The following is a 16989-nucleotide window of genomic DNA, read 5'->3' on the forward strand; positions in this document are numbered from 1 at the left end:
TTATGAGGAAATGTTAATATAACACTTAATCAAAATATTATTTCGTAAATCCCCGCGACACTCCGCAGACATCCCCGTAGAGGGTTAGGGTGAAGCGGAGGCTCGTTTATGCTTTTAATTTAGGCTTCCTCCCCGGTTTGAGCCGTTTTCTCACTAATCCTTCTAAGCTGGAGCCTGTACATTTCAACAAGCTCATCACTTGTGGTAGCATCCTCAGGTTTTTTATCATCCCTCCACCGAATGAATCTTGGAAACCTTATTGAGACGCCTGCTTCAGGCTTGATCTTACCGTAGGCACAAGTGTGTACTGGTGAGAGCGTTAGCTCTGCACCTATTATTTCAGCGACCAAAGCCGGCTCAACCCAAACATCGGGCTCCATCTCCGCTATAACTCTTAAGGGTTTCCTATCCCGGATGAAAGGCTTGAGCATCTCGGGAATCCTATCCAAGTCCTCATCTGTGAAGCCGGAGCCAACCTTGCACACGGTTTCGAATGTATCGTTTTCAGGATTATATGAAGCCATGAGTAAAGTTCCGAACTTACCTCCTCTTCTCCCCCTCCCGTAAAAAGCGCCGACCACTACTAAATCCACTGTGTCCACCATTTCACTTCTGTAGTCTCGTTTAAACTTAATCCATAGCCACCCTCTCGTTCCTGCCTGGTAAATCGATCCTTCGTGCAAAGCCTTAACCATGACCCCTTCCGCACCCTCGCTGATTGCTTGGAGGAAGAATTTTTCAAGCTCGCCTGGATCGGAGGTTCTAATATACTCTGCAACCCTGAATTCCTCTGTCTGATTAACAATCTCCTCAAGCCTCTTCCTTCTTTCAATAAGCTTCTTCACAGTATAGTCTACGCCATTCTCGTAGAGAAGGTCGAACAAGAAGACTTTAACAGGGTTTTCCTTCACCGCAACATGTATGTCGTACTTCCTCTTCCTATGCATTAATTCCTGGAAAGGTTTCAGCTCGCCAGTGCTGGGATCGTAAGCGACTATCTCCCCCTCAACTATTGCCTTATCAGCCTTCATGTTTTTCAAAGCCATCTCGACAACATCAGGGTATTGGTGAGTTATGTTTTCGAGTCTTCTAGAATAAATGATGATTTTGTTTCCGTCCTTGTGGATTTGCGCCCTCTCCCCGTCGTACTTATACTCGACAAAGGCTTCACCCTCAACCTTTTCCAGTATCTCCTTAGCGTCGCTCAACCTTTCCGCGAGCATCGGCCTTATTGGAATGCCAACCATGGGAGTTATTTGTTTAATAGCCTCCACACCCTGGGAAGCAAGTATTTTCGCAACCTCCCCTAGGTCCGCTCTTAAATTATAGGCTCTCTCAATAACGGGTCGGAGGTGAGCGCCCCCGGCGAAAACAATGCTGAGAGCATCCATTATCGTAGCATCCCCTATGCCCAGCCTCAGCTTCCCTTCAACAAACCTTACAATATACTTAGCTTCCTCAGGGGTAGCATCGGATAGTAAGCCTGCTAGAAGCCTTATCTTCAAGTCCTTACTGCCCTCACCCTGCGCTAGCGCTATCCTGGTTAAAACCTCGTACACCTTGTTAACCGTGAGCTCCTGTTTTTTCTCAACAAAAGAGAACAGCGTCGCCCCCTTGCTCTTCTCTAATAAACGAGTCTTTAACGCTTCAACCGTTAAGCCCGCGTCACCCTTGGATTTTAAAATCTCCTCGACAACTTTATCCGAGGAATGAGTGGATAAGGAGATGGCTTTAATTAATAATTTTTCAGCTATTCCCAGCTCGGGGAGGCCTTTCCAGTCAGGCCATAATCTAGCCTGTATCAAGTAGACGACTTTATCTATAACATCCGGAGGAGTTTGCTTAAACAAGTTCACTAGTATTGCAGTCAGCTGGGTTCTTGCAGTCGTTGTCTCCAGCTTTTTGAAGAAATCAACTATAACACTAAAGGGCATGTCTCGTTGAACCTGGGACATAACAGCTACGCCATAAAATATTATTGATTAAAGGACTGTTTTATACTTGGTGATTAGTTGGCGTGTTAGCGAATGCTGACTCCGTCTTCATGATTTAAAGAACTCCTCACTAGGCGTAGACGGGCTCCGTGTAGTCAGGCTCTACCGTCATTCATGATTCTGAGTGATAGGCTGGGGGAAACTCCTGGGCAATCTTACTTTCCTGGCAAAATTAATAAACAGAAGAACAATGGTCGAGGGAATCAAGGCGGTAATCGGTTAATTATTAAACCCTGTTTCAACTTAATTGTATTACAGTGATGACAACCCGGCAATTATGAGCTGGTAAGCTGTGATTGATCAGTGTTACGCTGAAAGCATTAGAGGGCGAGGTTTTTGAAGTTCACTGCGATAATCGCATTGATCATGTGTTTAACAACAGCTTTAGCAGGCTTTGGGGAATACAATACAAAAGAGTCTTCCACGTATAAGCTGAGCTTGCTAGCCATCGATAATGAGGGAAGAGGCAGGATAGTTGACGTCTACATTACTGTTTCAACACCTGGAAGAGGAGTTGTCACAGTAATCCCTTCGAACGCGTTCTCACAGGACACCCTTCTATCCTTCAAACTAGCCCTACTATATTCGTCGCTCCTAACCGGAGAAGACTATAAGCGGTTAGACTACACTATTTCGGTGCAGGGGATTGCCCAGGTTGAAGGCACTAGTGCAACACTTCTCTTCATGGTTTTCGCCATATCATTGCTGAGGAATGAGTCGTTCGATTCGTTGAAATCGGCTACAGGTGTAATCGGCCCCGGCGGGATCGTAGGTAGGGTGGGAGGTATCGCCCAGAAAGTGTATGCGGCTAAATATTCCGGGCTGAAGCTGGTTACTGGCCCGTTTACAGCAAACGTAACAGACGAGATTTATCAACCAGTACTGACAGTGTTCCAAGCTTATGAAAAATTCTCTGAAACCGGGTTATTTCCCGAGTTGAATTACGAGAACATGTATAGTCCCTCCCTAACCTCATATTTTGAAAAGGTTTGGATGGATTTCTATAATAAAACGAATCATATTGTTATGTTATTGAATGAGTCTATGTGGATGGATTCCTTCCTCGAGAACTCGTTGAACCTGTTAAGCCTTTCCACAAAATATGCTGAAGTGGAACATTTCTATACAGCTTCATCAATAGCTTTCCAAGCCTATTATTACGGGTATTCCAGCCTTCTAAACTACTCCTACCATACATCTCTAACCGATTTTGAGAATAATGTTTTGAATATTAAGAAAAAGATTAAGGAAGCACGACAATTTATTGAGGAACAGGTCCAGCTTGAAACATGCTATAATCCCTTACTTATCGACTTGTACATGAACGCCTTGAAGAGAATAGAGGAGTCTGAGGAAGCTCTCAGAGCGGCTGATGAAAGCGTCGAGCTGATCCATAGGATAGGAAACTATTCATACTCACTAGCTCGGGCCGAAACCAGTCTGGCATGGGTTAATGCAAGTAATATCTATGGAAGACGTAATTGCATGGCTAGCCCATTACTCGACACCTACCTGGCCAGGATGCATGAGCTTCTATCAACAAGTAAATCATATTATGAAGCAATGTCTTATTTGATCGGTTTTGAACCCGCACCTCTAACTGGAAACAGTTTTCTAGACCTTGTTTACACTTTTAAAGCTTTTGAAGAAATGGCTGAACAGCTATATTACAATCCAGCCTTGATCAGAAATGAAATATTCCCAGCCCTGAATAACTCGAGCATAAAGGAAATTCTTTTCAACTCATTAAAAACTCTGAGCGTCTACGTGATGAGCAAGCTTGGCCTCGTCATACCTTCGATAATAACAATGATCGAATTCTTAACCGATGCTTCAACTATGGATTATAGAATAGACTATCTCATAGTCCAGATAATGATCCTCCACGCCTATGCGTACAGTTTTCTAACATTTACATTGCATAACACTGTTGAATATAGCCCCTCCTACCTCTTCGATCCCACTGTGATCCCAATCTCCCTGATACCCTTCCTTGTAATCTTATGCATGACTGGGTTTTCCCTCATAATTCTAAGTTTGAGGAAAACTGATTAAGGCTGGGAAGAACCCTTCTCCAGCCCGGCGATAATAGGTTTCACAACCTTGGTGAAGTCTTCTAGGATAATGTTTTTAAGTCTAGGATTATAGAGAGCGGCCGCAGGGTGAAACGTTGGAATAGACAAGGCTTCAACCCCGAAAACCTTGATTTCGAAAACCTTACCGTGATCCTTCATCACCCCGTGCCACTCAACCCCTGCTAAACCATAGATGGTCTCCGCGGCAGTGTTTCCCAGAAGTATTAAGACTCTGGGTTTCAACAATCTCAACTGACGGCTCAAGTATCCCAGACACTGAGATATCTCATCTCTCCTAGGCTTCCTGTTACCAGGGGGCCTACATTTCACAATATTTGTAATGAAAACCTCCTCCCTTTTCAGCCCAGCGCTTTCCAGTAAAGTGTTCAAAAACTTTCCCGCAGGCCCTACAAAGGGAGTGCCTGACTCGTCTTCTTTTCTACCAGGAGCTTCCCCGATCACCACGACTCTCGCAGTTAAAGGCCCCTCGCCAGGGACGGGGTTAGTCCTGCTTTCATGCAGCCTGCATTTTCTACAACTCCTTATCTCGTTGAAAATCCCCGACCACTCCTCGTACAATGACACGATATCTGCACCATTTATGAATTTAACCCTATACTAGTATATGATAGTTATCGGTCTAGCCAACGACGCGAGCGGTTGAGCGTAATGAATTATGTGAAATGTGCTGAAAGAAACGGCTGGAAAATATTTGTTCGCAGAGGGTTTGAAACATTATGCGCAAAACTAACGGATATTAGTTACCCACCCGCGATAGATTGTGTAGAAGTAAGAACTCGTCTACCTCTCAGGGTTAAGCTTGCAATACTTATGAACTCTCTCAAGAGGCTTGAAAAACCCGGGTTTGAAAAGCCCATTGGTATCGTGGTTAGCAATAAAGATGAAGTCATCCTGGAAAAACATTGTTGTGAAGCCTTAAAGATTTCGCTCAACCTGGAAGATGCTAATAGGGTTGTGAGAAGCGTTCTGCCAGTATTCATCGCTCTACCGCTCATTGAACCCTTAAGAGTCATGAAGTTCGTAGTTGTCGGGGTTGCAGGAAGCGTTGTGAACTTGGCTGTTGCCCAATTCGTTTTCAACCTGTTCACAAGTATTGGGGTTTTTGAGTTGATTAAAAACCCTGTTTCATCATTAGCGGGTTTCGAATCAAGCGTATTGTTCAATTTCATCCTGCATGAGAGATGGACTTTCGCCGATACAGACATAGACCGGGGGTTCAGAAACGTTTTTGCTCGATTAGTGAAGTATCATGGAGCAAGCATTGCCAGCTTTTCATCCCAAATACTTCTAGCAACCTTCCTCCCAATACTCCTGGGTGTGGTCTTTTGGCTTGCACAGCTTACAGGAATCATCGTGGGGTTCGCCTTAAACTTTATATTAGGCTACGTGTATACGTGGAGTAGAAGTAGGGTATGAGGGGTTTGACATGGGGTTGAAACACGGGAAGTATGTCTACGTCGACAGGCTGGACGGGACTTATGTTAAGGTGAGAGTGTTAAACATAAGGTTTCATAAGAAGTCCGAGGAGAAAATAGATGTTACAAACCCGACTAGATATATAGTAACGGGAACCGTGACGACGAAGCCTCCTAGGAAAGCTGTTGTAATAAGCATTGAAGCTTTACCGGAAGAAGTGAGAAACCTGGTTAGAACCGTTTCTCCAACACCTCGGTAACGGCACAGACTCGCTGAAGTGCTTCCTTAAAACATTAACCCAGCCTTCTCACTTCCGCTACAACCTCGTTTTCACCAAGTTCCATTATCCCGTAGTATCCTCGCATTAAGGGACCAGGATGTACTATGGTTGTTCTCCCATTTTTCACCACGCCGCTGTGTTCGTGAACATGTCCTGTAACCCATGCAGTAGGGTTGCACTGGTATAGGAACTCGCGGAATGAGATCGAACCAATGTTATACCCGTTGACCTCATCGAAGAATTGATTGATAGGCGTGTGAGTAACCATTAATAGTTTCCCGCAAACCCTGCTGTTTTCGGTTGGAAGCATTGATTTGAACTCGTCCTCGCTCCATTCGATCATGGTGTGGAAAGGAGAAATGTTGCCTCCACCTATTCCATAAATGTAGTGGCTTCCTAAACTTACGAGTTTACGATGCAAGTTAATGATATCATTTTCCCCCTCCCAAGTGAGAAGCCTGGGGCTGTCGCAGTTCCCGGCGACAAAGAACACCGGCCTGCCTGAGAAATCCCTCATTGATTTTAAAATCTTAACCCCGTGTTCGAAAGGCTTGAAATAAGTTAAGTCTCCAGCCACTATTGTTGCATCGAACTCGCTTCTCAAAGAAGCTACAATCTTCTGATATATTGAAACTTTATCATGAACATCGCTTACAACCAGTAATCGCAGGGCGCCCCACCATTATTATTCATATAATCCCTACAACATATCAAGTTTTCGTGTAGAGTGATAACATGGTAGTTAAGTACAGCGTTAACTCGGGAGTTATCGGGGTAGATGGAAGAGTTTTCATGACCCCTCAGGCCTCAGTTAAGTCTACCGGGCCGGTTACAGGGCTTGTTTCGCCGCAAAAACTCTTTATCGAGGGGGTTTTACCTGAAAACTTCAAAGTCATAGAGGAAGCGGATGCTTTAACCATTGAAGGAGCTAGCGTGGATTTTGAAGGTAAAACGATTATGGAAAAATTCAACGTTGAAGTGGAGAAGTTAGACGGGTATTCCAAACCCTTAATCCTCTACATTGGAGGTGAGAAAAAGCTGGAGGTGAAAGTGAATAACAAATACGTCTTCCACACTCTCGAGGCATCCTTCAGTATTGAAAAAGGCTACTATGTTTTAAACTTTCTAGCCGCACCTGTCAAGATGGTTTGGATATACCTCGCGGAGGGAAGAATTGATTTGACAAGTAACATGCTGAAGACCATGATTAATGTTAGGTGAGCCGGCGGAAACTACAAATAGTCGAGTTCTCTGATCGGATTATTATTCCATGGAAGACTGGGCACTGGCGGAAACCGTCTCTTATGTCTTGATGAATAATGCATTTTCAAAACCTTTTCAACAGCTTTTTCTGGGACACCTGTAGCTTCCGCAACCTTGTCTGGCGGTAGTTTCTTGTCAAACAACCCATACAATATGAGATCTACTTCTTCATACTTCAAACCTATCTCCTCCTCGGCCAAGTGATCCCTCCACAACCTTGGTGAGCTAGGTTTCTCAGTTATTCTTCTCGGCAAACCCAAGCGCCTACCAAGCATTCTTACCTGGGTCTTAAACAAGCATCCCAGTGGGAGGATGTCTGCTCCTCCATCACCATATTTCGTGAAGTATCCGATTAAGAGCTCTGACCTATCACTAGAGCCTGCGACAATCCCGTTATAACGGTTAGCGTAGTAGTACATTATAGCCATCCTTACCCTTGCACGCAGGTTGCCCGTGTCAAGCCTCCCATCAATGTTGAACCCCGGTATGACCGAGAAAGAATCAACTATCCTATCTATCTCAATCACGTGATACCTTACACCATACTTTTCAGCCAGCGAAACAGCATCATCCACGTCTTCTTTCGGGGTAACCCTTGTATCTGGAAGTATTAAAGCGGTAATTTTCTCCCTATCAACCGACTCGGCTAACACAGCTAAAAGCGTTGATGAGTCAATGCCTCCACTCAAACCAATAACGAAGATGTCAGCCCGTGTTGCTTCGAAATAATTTATCACGAAATCCTTAATTACCGCTAAAGCTTTCTCATAATCTATTTCAAGCACATCCTTCACGGCTATTTTAATAATCCCACCCCCACCATTTGCTGGTTTAGTCACGAGTCATTCTCAGAGTTTAAAAGAGCCGTCTCATCTCTTAAAACACTCGTTCACGTACTCTTGAGACAGGTCTCTTTCGTAAATATCTCCTTTAGGTGTCTTCTCCTTGAAAACCCTGCCCTCATAATAGTATATCCTTGTAGACGGGTCAAGCCAGCAGTCAGGTCTTAGACCAGCTTTGAGACATGTTTCTGAGAGGAATTCCTCACGCTCCCAGCAGTACTCAACTGGAACAACAGGGAGTAGTGTTCCTTTATAAAACCCTTTTTCAACAACAAACCCATGCTTCCCTATAGTTATCAGCCTGGGCAGTAATTTTCTATCAGAAACTATGATGGGCGTAGGGGTGGAGAGAACTGTTACCTCGACTAAAATCTTATCTAACTCCCAGGCAGAGACCGGGGGAAACCTGGGGTCTCCGGTGGCAGCCTCGATAGCGGAATATATTGTCGACTCCAACAAGCTGTATACAGGGGATAGGAACCCTATGCAACCCCTTAAACTAGTGGCCTTCTCCCCCAGGTATGTTTCAATAGTTGTGAAAGTCATCCCTGGTCTTTTAAACTTCTCTGGTACATCTTCAGGAGGCTTCAACGTCTCTCCTTCAATAACTATTTTTTCAATCGCCTTCCTAGCTAGCCTTACAAGGAACACTCCTTCATCAAGAGATATTTCGCTAGGATGAACCGGAAACATCTATGATCCCCTTTTTAACATCCATCCGATTCTCCTCTAATTTCTTTCTCGCTGTTTCAAGAACTTTCTCAATCATTCTCCAGTGACGCCCAACCCAGTAGACTTTTCCACACCGCGGACACTCCCAGAAATCCTCATGCAGTTTGTAAACTTTCTCGGGTACCCTGTCCTTAACCGCTTGCCTGCTAACTCTCCTCAACGGCGTATTGTCCTCTGGGCATCTGGTATTGTTGAAATCAACGCTGAGCTTAATGCCCGTGGTGAGCGCAATGAACGATAAACGATCCTCGAGATCATCCATCCAGAGATAAATGCTTTTCAATCCCTTGTTTAACGCGCGTCGGTGAAGCCCTCTATCCCTCGTAACGATATATCTTTTCTCCTCCTCCGCTATTTGAAGAATTTTCCAATCCTCAAAATCCTTGTTATACACGGTGTCGTAGCCCAGTATTCTAAGCCATCTAGAAAGAGACCCCAGCATGTTGTCTACTATGAATTTAACATCATTATTATCCAATTTGCCTTCCCGAGAGTAAGCTTATTGCAAGATAGTTTATTAACTCCGAGTCAGTGACCACGCCTTCGAAACCCTTCTCCCCTACTACCACCGCACCCTTTGTGTCTGACTCGTAGATAGATTTGGCAGCTTCACCAATGGAGGAGCTTACTTTAATTTCCAGGTTAATCTTGGTCATATAATCCCTTGCGATTAACTGGGATATCCGTTCTTTTCGGAACTTTTCCGGGACATTCTTTATGAATGTTGCAAAAGCGTAAGCAACCTCCTTGACAGTTAAATATCCTACGGGTTCCCCGGATTCGTTAACTACGATGACGAAGCTTTTATCAGTTCCCAGAATCTTCTGTCTAACATCTAGGAGTGAGTCGGAAGCTCTGGCCTTCAATGGATGATTATCCACAATATTTTTAACATGCGTGGAATCGTTAAACAGTAGCCTCAGCAGGGATTTTCTGATAATTGCTCCATGTAAAGCCTCATCCTCTACAGGTATAATGCCATACCCTCTCGAGCTCATAGTTTTCACAAGCGAGACGAGGTCTGTGTTTAAGGAGGCTTTATACGGGTTCTCAGTCATGAAGCCGGAAATCCTCAGCCTCCCGAGAGACGACCTCCTCAGTCTCTCCGAGACTATCTTTACTAAGACATCTCTCGAGGTAACTACGCCGCACACTCTTTTACGGCCGTCAGGCATGTACCCCGTTACCAATGCCTTATCAAGACCCGTCTTCTCTAGATGTCTTACAAACTCCATAAGTGAATCGTTCTTATCCAGCACGGGTATATCAGAGGAGATGAAATCCTTGATCATCATGATCATAACCTCTTAGAAGCTGTTGATAAGGCGTACAAAACGTCTCTCTCCGTTACTATTCCTTTCAAAACCCCTTCTTCATCAGTCACCAACACGGAGCTAACATTCCTAGACAGCATTTCATAAACTGCTTTCGCAAGGTCTTCATCCTCCCTTACAGTCACCAGGTTCTCGCTCATGATTTCCTCGACTGGTACAGATAATGCTTCGAGAATATTTCCAGTAATTGTTTTCTTAAAAGCTTCGTGAGAGCCGAAGTACCTTACCACGTCCACGGCTGTTAACATTCCCACAACAACTTCTCCATCAACCACTGGCAGTCTTCTAAATCCCTGGGTGATCATTTCCTCCATTGCTTTTTTCAAACTAGATTTTCGATCAATAACGGCTACAGGGGTTGACATAACATCCTTAACAATGAGCCCCGTGGAGACTACGCCTGATAAGTAAACCACCATGTCGTGTTCTGTGACTATTCCCTCGAGACCTCCCTCCTTGTTAACAACAAGGACGACGCCCGACCCTGTCACAGCCATTGCTTCGAGAACATTGATTATTTTAGCAGTATCCGGTACTTGAACCATTCTACGGGTCATTATAGTCTCTACAACCTCTCTCTCCAGGGCGCTGTAAAGGTTAAGCCCATACCTCTTCTCCACTATATTGAATAGCGAACCCCCTCCCAGGTAGTCCACGATGTTTGAAGCGTGCAGAATGCCTAGGGGGCGGTTTCCCGTGGTTACTACGAGGGATCTAAAACTACGAGACATTTCTTCAACAGCTTTCATGATGGTTGCAGAGGGGCTTATTACTTTTACTTCACGCTTTACAACGAGTTGAAGCTCTGAAGGAGCCTTGTAAATGTGATCATTAAAGTTGGGGGTGCCGTCGCTTCTCAACCACCGGTAATGATCAATTCTGCGAGAAATGGGTTTACGCGAAGAGTGTGTCATTAGGCTCACAATTATAATATTATTCTTTAGGCAATATTAATTTTAATAAATTCCCTAAAACCCTCGTGTTGTTCATTACAAGGAGACTTTTTCAGGCGCAACCTGTCCATAGTTAACGCTTATGTATTGGATGTGGCTTCCACGAATTATCAGCTTCCCATACCTGGCAACCGGTTTCCCATCCTTCGAGTACTCTGTGCAGTTGCTCATGACCACGTTCATAGTGTTGTCTATTAGATCCAAATTCCCAACGTACTCGTACCCGCCCTTTATCTTTACGAGAACGATCTGCCCCTCAGAGCTCTTCAAAATTTTGAAAGGGCTTTGCGGCCTAGCTAGTCTGGCAGCCATGTTAAACACCTTCTCTTAAACTCTCTTAACCACTATTCGAACTATTTAAAGATATCTTTTCCGGAAAACGTAAACCTCATCAATCAATACCCCCACATGCTCGAAGCGGTTGTCAAATACTTTTGGAGGTAGAGAAGCAGTTTTAGAGTGCTTAGTGATTATGACACTGTTTCTTGCAACCCTTTCTAGCTCGGCAACAGCTTCTAAGGGGTTTTCAAGATTATCCCAAACCGTTATCATAATCGCATCGTCCACAGAACCGTCCTTAAGGGGGAGGTTTTCAGCGAATGATACGATGAAAATTACACGGGGATCCCTAGGGTTCTTCGAGGCTGCTCTACGGATCATTCCCTCGCTCGCATCAATACATAGGTACCTCAACGGTGTTTGTTTAAAAGCTTTTTTCAAGAACTCGTAAAGTAGTCCGGTACCGCACCCGATATCCGCTACATCACGACCGAGCCTCACACTTAGTTTGCTGAAAATGAAGTCATACTTCAAGAACTGCTCCTCACCGTATAATTCATCGTAGGAGTTGCTTGTTATGTCGTACTTGCTGACCACGCTGGGCTCCAAGGCTAACCCTTCCTCCCATCATTCATGTATTCGAGAAGGGTGGAGTCGGGTTTTTTCCTGCCTGATTGGCTCAACATTCTTAATTTCTTTAAATCAATCTCCTTAAACTCCAGCTTCAGTTTCGCGAGTAGCTCCAATGCTCCAGGGGTAAATGATGGTGCGAGCAAGATCCCCCTTACATTGCTGTTTACCCCGCTCTTATAATTCTCCACATAGTTGTATAATTGGAAAACCGCGTCGCGATCCCCCATCACTCTTTTAATCTCTACAAGGACATGGTTGTTATTCGAATCCAATCCAAAAATATCCACAGCTCCCTGCCCTATCCGCTTCTCCTTCTCCAATGGTTTAAACCCCGGTTCCAGCAGGTCAGGATTGTCGAATATTATATCCCTTATCTCCGACTCGCTCAGATACATTACGAACTCTGCAGCATCATGGAAGACTCCTTCAATGATTAGAAAAATCCTGGTGAAAAGTATCCTGAGATATTCGCGAGGACGGTTTCTAACCGCCATTAAGGATAATCCTTCACCACTTCTCAGCCATACTTCAATGGTCGTCGTTGATGGCTGCCAGTTAACAGGAGAATACCCCTTAGGCCTATGCACGAGTACAGCCCCGTCTTGTTTTACAATTACCATCCTTTCTCCCAATCCAAGCTTAGACGCGCTTCTCCCCTCGTAGTCGATATAGCATTCGCCGATAACGATGAGTAAGTGATTTCTAGCCAAACCCTCCTTAATCGTTCTCAAAGCCGATTCCAGGTCAGGATTTTCCAAAACCTTGGCGACAGCCATGCATTATCACTAACGGGTTTATCGCAATCACTAAATATTAATCCTACATGTAAATATTTTACTCCGAGAACACCACGTTAGACAAGGGGGAGTTCTTGACGCCCTCCAAGCCATTGATAGTGATAGAGCACTTGGAAACCGGGGTCAGCCCCTGGTTACTGCTCGAGTATCGGCACTGCTCTAAAATCTATGGGAAAGACTTTCTACTCATCACGAACCTTCCTGCTAAGTATCATAGACTAATCGGAAAGTACGCTAACGTGTGCGAGAAAAGCGTTAAAACCTTGATCTCCGATGGCAAGTTGGAAAAGGATTCGACAATTATTCTCGACCCTAAAAGCCCTGTTAAACTGGATTTCAACGCTCTGAGCAACGCTAAGCACGTAATAGTTGGGGGTATACTAGGCGAACACCCGCCTAAAGGCCGAACGTACGAGTTGCTGACTAAGGAGTTGGAAGGTGTTAAATCGTTTAACATCGGGAATGGGCAGTTCAGCATTGATGGAACCGTTTACTATGTTAGCTACCTTCTTAACCATAGGAGCGATGAAGGCTTATCGTTTATCGATGGTTTGACCATTGAATACTTCGAGCCTGTTTACCGTATCGTAAGCCTGCCATTTAGGTATCCTCTGGAGAATGGTGAACCGGTTATCGCGCCGGGGTTAAAATACTATTTACAGTACAGGAGGCTTCCCGAGGAAGTGTGGAGGGAAATTAATGATCCATAATTACTTCTTCACATGATTGAGTAGATCTCGTTCAACACGTATGACGTCAGAAGCCAGGATGCATAGTACGTTAACAATCCTCTGAGGTAAAGGTTGAAAGCCTTAGAAGGTTTGTAAAACCGGTAGGTTAAGAAGATCGTTACAGCGTATAGGATGGCTGCACCAGTCCAAGCAAACGTGTTCAAATCCTTTAGTGAAACAATTCTTAATAGTCCGAGAAGGTAAACCAGAAATCCGTAAGAAACCCCCGCGATAAGCCTAAGCAAAACAATCTTATCCTCCGCGCTCAGCACCATGATTCATCCTCTTCAACTTCAAGAGATTAATTAGAGGAGAAGATTTTATAATAAACTGCTGGTGCTCGATAGTGCTTAAAAAATCCATGGACATCTTAGACGTCTACGCCTGGATATCTACCAATAAAAACAAGCTACTGGAGTGCTTCGTGGATAACGCCTACTTCTCGAAAAACAAGTGGATGTTGAAACTGAGAGGTAAAAACCTTGGAACACCCTATCTCACCATACAGCCCGGTGCAAGGATAAACCTGTCCCAGACAGAACCAGCGTTGAAAACCATTGATCATTTCACAAGATTCCTTAGAAGCAGGCTGAGGGATTCTAGGATTGTCGAGGTCTCCATGCCAAGGTGGGAGAGGATTATCGAGTTTGAGGTTGAGAAACATGGTGAGAAAACCAGGAATATTGTTGAACTTCTCCCGCGGGGACTATGGGTTGTTACTGATTCAGAGTACAGAATAAAATACGCGAGCAAGCTAGTCGAATACAGGGATAGGGAGATAAAACCCGGTCTCCCATACAAGCCACCCCCGTCTAAGGGAGTGCCCCCTAGTGATGATTCGCTTGCAACATCACTACTTCAGGGCAAAGACCTTGTGAGAGCACTCGTGTTCAACTGGGGCCTGCCCGGACATATTGCTGAGGAGATAATCTACCGTGCAGGGTTATTTCCACGGAAAAACGACAACCCTAAAACCTTGTCCTCAAGCGACATAGAAGCATTGATAAACAACTACAAGCTACTCACAGATGAAGCAGGAAGAGGGAAAGGATACCTCGTACTGGAGAAGGAAAACCTCCAATTATTCACCGCCTACAACCCGTCATTGTTTAAAGAGGAATACGAGTTTGAAGTGAAAGAGCTGGACTCGATCGATAGCGCGATAGACATCTACTTCACTCGGTTAGAATCGCTCCTGGAGCTCGCGGAGAAACAGGGTGAGATGAAGGCAAAGCTGGATAGTTTAAACGAGAGAATACTACGGCAGAAAGAAATAATTTCTAATTACCAACGCCGGTTAGAGGAGTTAAGCAGCACGCTCTCCTTAATATACTCATACTTTACAGAGGTTTCCAACATTCTAGAATGCGCGAGGAAAACCAGGGAGGAGAAAGGATGGGAGTACATTGTTAAGAATTGCCCAGGAATAGTAAACATCCATAAGGATAAGGGAGAAGTAGAGCTCTCGGTAAACGGGAAAGTCATCACCTTGTCGATTAGAACACCCCTTGAAAAACAAATAGTAGAGCTTGAAAAGACTAAGGGAGAGTTAAAGAGGAAAATAGATGCTGCTTTAAACGCTTTAAAAGAAATTGAGAAGGAATATGACTATACGAAGATGGAGCTAAACAAGGTCTCAGTGTCAAAAATAATCTCGATCAAGCCTAGATCATGGTATGAAAAATTCCACTGGCTTTTCACAAGGAACGGCTTCTTAGTAATAGGTGGACGAGACGCGTCACAGAATGAAGTGATAGTGAAAAAATATTTGCGGGAGAAAGACATCTTCCTCCATGCAGATATTCACGGGGGTTCTGCAGCAGTCTTACTAACAAACGGAAAAGACCCATCCCCCTCGGATATAGAAGATGCTGCTTTAATACCAGCTTGTTACTCAAAGGCTTGGAAAACCGGGATGGGGTTTATAGAAGTATTCTGGACCATGGGTTCAAGTGTGTCGCTTACGCCTCCTCCAGGCGAGTATCTTCCGAAAGGGGCTATTATGGTTTACGGGAGGAAGAATTACCTGAAAATTCCTCTGAGACTAGGTCTAGGTGTAGACGTGGTCTGCGATGAAATCTACGGACCATACTACAAGGTTTTCATATCACCGCCGGAAGTTGTGAAGGACAAGTCCGTAGCATACGCGATTCTCGAGCCAGGAGATGATAGTGTTCAAGAAGTTGCAAGCAAGATAGCCGGTTACTTCAGCGAAATCCTAGGAAACTTCCACGGGTTCTCCGTTTCAATAGCCCCTGCAGAGATAAGTGGTTTCGTACCGGGGAAATCTGTTGTTAAGCTAATCCAACGCGGTGATAGACGGGTTGATTGTAAAGAATAATTTAAAATTTACTATGCTATTACCTTATTATTGATTTTAAATTGTTTCAGACTAGGTGACACGGTATGGAGAGAAACATAGAAGTAGAATTATTGAAAATGCAGAGCGTCAGAGCGATGAAGGTTGAATTAGTTGAGAGGAAAGGGTTAGGTCATCCAGACTATATCGCTGACTCCGCAAGCGAAGTAGCCTCAAAGGCTCTATCTAGATATTACTTAAAACACTTTGGAACAATTCTCCATCACAACCTAGATAAGACACTGCTGGTTGGAGGTCAGTCTTCGCCAAAATTTGGAGGAGGAGAACTACTTGAACCTATTTACATCATTGTCGCTGGCAGGGCAACTACTGAAGTTAAAACTAACGATGGCGTTGAAAAAATTCCATTCGGCAAAATAATTGTTGAAGCAGTTAAGGACTGGATCAAGAGTAATTTCAGGTACCTGGATCCCGAGAAACATGTGATAGTGGACTATATGGTGAGAAAGGGAAGCACCGACCTGATAACCGTTTTCGAAGCCGGTAAAAAATCCATACCCTTGGCAAACGACACTAGTATTGGAGTAGGATATGCGCCCTTAACAACCCTTGAAAAACTCGTGTACGAGACGGAAAGACTGCTCAATTCACCACGGTTCAAGGATAAGCACCCGGCTGTGGGTGAAGACGTTAAAGTCATGGGGTTAAGAAGGGGGAAGACCGTAGCATTAACGATCGCCGCTGCAATAATCGACTCACAAGTAAGAGATATGGGAGAATACATCAACACTAAAGACCTGGTGAAGGAGGCTGTCCTAGACCTGGCATCCAAGATCGCGCCGGATTTCGATGTAAAGGTTTTCGTGAACACTGCGGATCTCCCAGACAAGGGAAGCGTTTATTTAACTGTAACTGGGACATCCGCAGAGCACGGTGACGACGGTGCCACAGGCCGGGGAAACAGGGCGAACGGGTTGATACCTCCAATGCGCCCAATAAGTCTCGAAGCCACGGCAGGAAAGAACCCGGTTAACCATGTAGGGAAGATATACAATGTAGTAGCGAGACAAATAGCTGAAAGGGTTTACAGCCAATTCAGCCATGTATTCAGCGACGTCTACGTTGAAATCCTCAGCCAGATCGGGAAGCCAATAGATAAGCCGTTAGTTGCTAGTATAAAGCTGATCCCGTTAGACATAAACATGGCGGAAACCCCGTCTCACATTATTAACGAGATTCAAGCAATAGCTAATGAGGAGCTTGAGAACATTGTCAATGTAACTGAGCTTGTGTTGAATGATAAGGTCTCACTGTACTAG

The 16989-nt window shown here is 44.5% G+C and carries 19 protein-coding genes; 7 read left to right on the plus strand and 12 right to left on the minus strand.

Translation table 11 applies throughout. The annotated features are described in order from the left end of the window. Positions 1-119: 119 nt before the first annotated feature. A complete protein-coding gene (locus IMZ38_RS06460; protein WP_193436055.1) occupies positions 120-1955 on the minus strand; it encodes an ATP-dependent DNA ligase in 1836 nt (611 codons plus the stop codon). A gap of 375 nt (positions 1956-2330) precedes the next feature. Here IMZ38_RS06460 and IMZ38_RS06465 point away from each other — a divergent pair, with 375 nt between their 5' ends. After that, positions 2331-4049: a hypothetical protein gene (locus IMZ38_RS06465; RefSeq protein ID WP_193436056.1), complete on the plus strand. Its 1719-nt coding sequence runs from the start codon at positions 2331-2333 to the stop codon at positions 4047-4049. On the opposite strand, the gene IMZ38_RS06470 is transcribed toward IMZ38_RS06465, so the two are convergent. Continuing rightward, entirely contained in the window at positions 4046-4654 is a 609-nt protein-coding gene (locus IMZ38_RS06470) for a uracil-DNA glycosylase (protein ID WP_193436057.1), read from the minus strand. The two genes, IMZ38_RS06465 and IMZ38_RS06470, sit on opposite strands and share 4 nt — an antisense overlap. Before the next feature lie 246 nt (positions 4655-4900). Between IMZ38_RS06470 and IMZ38_RS06475 the strand changes: the two genes are divergently transcribed. Both IMZ38_RS06475 and IMZ38_RS06480 read left to right on the plus strand, forming a co-directional pair. Then, a complete protein-coding gene (locus tag IMZ38_RS06475) occupies positions 4901-5506 on the plus strand; it encodes a GtrA family protein (RefSeq protein WP_193436058.1) in 606 nt (201 codons plus the stop codon). Between the two features lie 10 nt (positions 5507-5516). Further along, a complete protein-coding gene (locus tag IMZ38_RS06480) occupies positions 5517-5765 on the plus strand; it encodes a DUF5622 domain-containing protein (protein ID WP_193436059.1) in 249 nt (82 codons plus the stop codon). Positions 5766-5799: 34 nt separating this feature from the next. On the opposite strand, the gene IMZ38_RS06485 is transcribed toward IMZ38_RS06480, so the two are convergent. Then, on the minus strand, positions 5800-6456 hold the full coding sequence (locus IMZ38_RS06485) for a metallophosphoesterase (protein ID WP_193436965.1): 657 nt from the start codon (positions 6454-6456) through the stop codon (positions 5800-5802). 65 nt (positions 6457-6521) lie between these two features. On the opposite strand from IMZ38_RS06485, the gene IMZ38_RS06490 reads away from it, so the two are divergent. After that, entirely contained in the window at positions 6522-7007 is a 486-nt protein-coding gene (locus tag IMZ38_RS06490) for a hypothetical protein (protein ID WP_193436060.1), read from the plus strand. Between the two features lie 11 nt (positions 7008-7018). Here IMZ38_RS06490 and IMZ38_RS06495 read toward each other — a convergent pair whose 3' ends face one another. From IMZ38_RS06495 to nucS, 8 genes are all read right to left on the minus strand, one after another. Continuing rightward, positions 7019-7888 carry an NAD+ synthase gene (locus IMZ38_RS06495; protein WP_227410854.1) on the minus strand — a complete coding sequence of 290 codons (870 nt, stop codon included), beginning with the start codon at positions 7886-7888 and terminating at the stop codon, positions 7019-7021. Positions 7889-7918: 30 nt separating this feature from the next. Next, entirely contained in the window at positions 7919-8584 is a 666-nt protein-coding gene (locus tag IMZ38_RS06500) for a TIGR00296 family protein (protein WP_193436061.1), read from the minus strand. Beyond that, complete coding sequence (locus IMZ38_RS06505) at positions 8565-9101, minus strand: Mut7-C RNAse domain-containing protein (protein ID WP_193436062.1); 537 nt, start codon at positions 9099-9101, stop codon at positions 8565-8567. Before IMZ38_RS06505 ends, IMZ38_RS06500 begins: the two co-directional genes overlap by 20 nt. After that, positions 9094-9924, minus strand: coding sequence for a CBS domain-containing protein (locus IMZ38_RS06510; protein ID WP_193436063.1), 831 nt, complete (start codon positions 9922-9924; stop codon positions 9094-9096). Before IMZ38_RS06510 ends, IMZ38_RS06505 begins: the two co-directional genes overlap by 8 nt. Then, positions 9921-10817 carry a CBS domain-containing protein gene (locus IMZ38_RS06515; protein WP_227410855.1) on the minus strand — a complete coding sequence of 299 codons (897 nt, stop codon included), beginning with the start codon at positions 10815-10817 and terminating at the stop codon, positions 9921-9923. Before IMZ38_RS06515 ends, IMZ38_RS06510 begins: the two co-directional genes overlap by 4 nt. Positions 10818-10946: 129 nt before the next feature. Beyond that, on the minus strand, positions 10947-11222 hold the full coding sequence (locus IMZ38_RS06520) for an LSM domain-containing protein (protein WP_193436064.1): 276 nt from the start codon (positions 11220-11222) through the stop codon (positions 10947-10949). Positions 11223-11267: 45 nt separating this feature from the next. Continuing rightward, the gene (locus tag IMZ38_RS06525; protein WP_193436065.1) at positions 11268-11798 is read right to left on the minus strand and encodes a class I SAM-dependent methyltransferase; all 531 of its coding nucleotides are present in this window, start codon (positions 11796-11798) and stop codon (positions 11268-11270) included. Positions 11799-11800: 2 nt separating this feature from the next. Further along, complete coding sequence (nucS, locus tag IMZ38_RS06530; RefSeq protein WP_193436066.1) at positions 11801-12598, minus strand: endonuclease NucS; 798 nt, start codon at positions 12596-12598, stop codon at positions 11801-11803. Positions 12599-12693: 95 nt separating this feature from the next. On the opposite strand from nucS, the gene IMZ38_RS06535 reads away from it, so the two are divergent. Beyond that, complete coding sequence (locus IMZ38_RS06535) at positions 12694-13329, plus strand: RNA methyltransferase (RefSeq protein WP_193436067.1); 636 nt, start codon at positions 12694-12696, stop codon at positions 13327-13329. A gap of 8 nt (positions 13330-13337) precedes the next feature. Here the strand turns inward: IMZ38_RS06535 and IMZ38_RS06540 are convergent, their stop codons facing one another. After that, positions 13338-13625, minus strand: coding sequence for a hypothetical protein (locus IMZ38_RS06540; RefSeq protein WP_193436068.1), 288 nt, complete (start codon positions 13623-13625; stop codon positions 13338-13340). A gap of 71 nt (positions 13626-13696) precedes the next feature. Here IMZ38_RS06540 and rqcH point away from each other — a divergent pair, with 71 nt between their 5' ends. Together rqcH and IMZ38_RS06550 are read left to right on the plus strand one after the other, a co-directional pair. Continuing rightward, complete coding sequence (gene rqcH / locus IMZ38_RS06545; protein WP_193436069.1) at positions 13697-15691, plus strand: ribosome rescue protein RqcH; 1995 nt, start codon at positions 13697-13699, stop codon at positions 15689-15691. A 65-nt stretch (positions 15692-15756) separates the two neighbouring features. After that, positions 15757-16989, plus strand: coding sequence for a methionine adenosyltransferase (locus IMZ38_RS06550; protein WP_193436070.1), 1233 nt, complete (start codon positions 15757-15759; stop codon positions 16987-16989).

The sequence above is a fragment of the Thermosphaera aggregans genome, from assembly GCF_014962245.1.
Classification (GTDB): domain Archaea; phylum Thermoproteota; class Thermoprotei_A; order Sulfolobales; family Desulfurococcaceae; genus Thermosphaera; species Thermosphaera chiliense.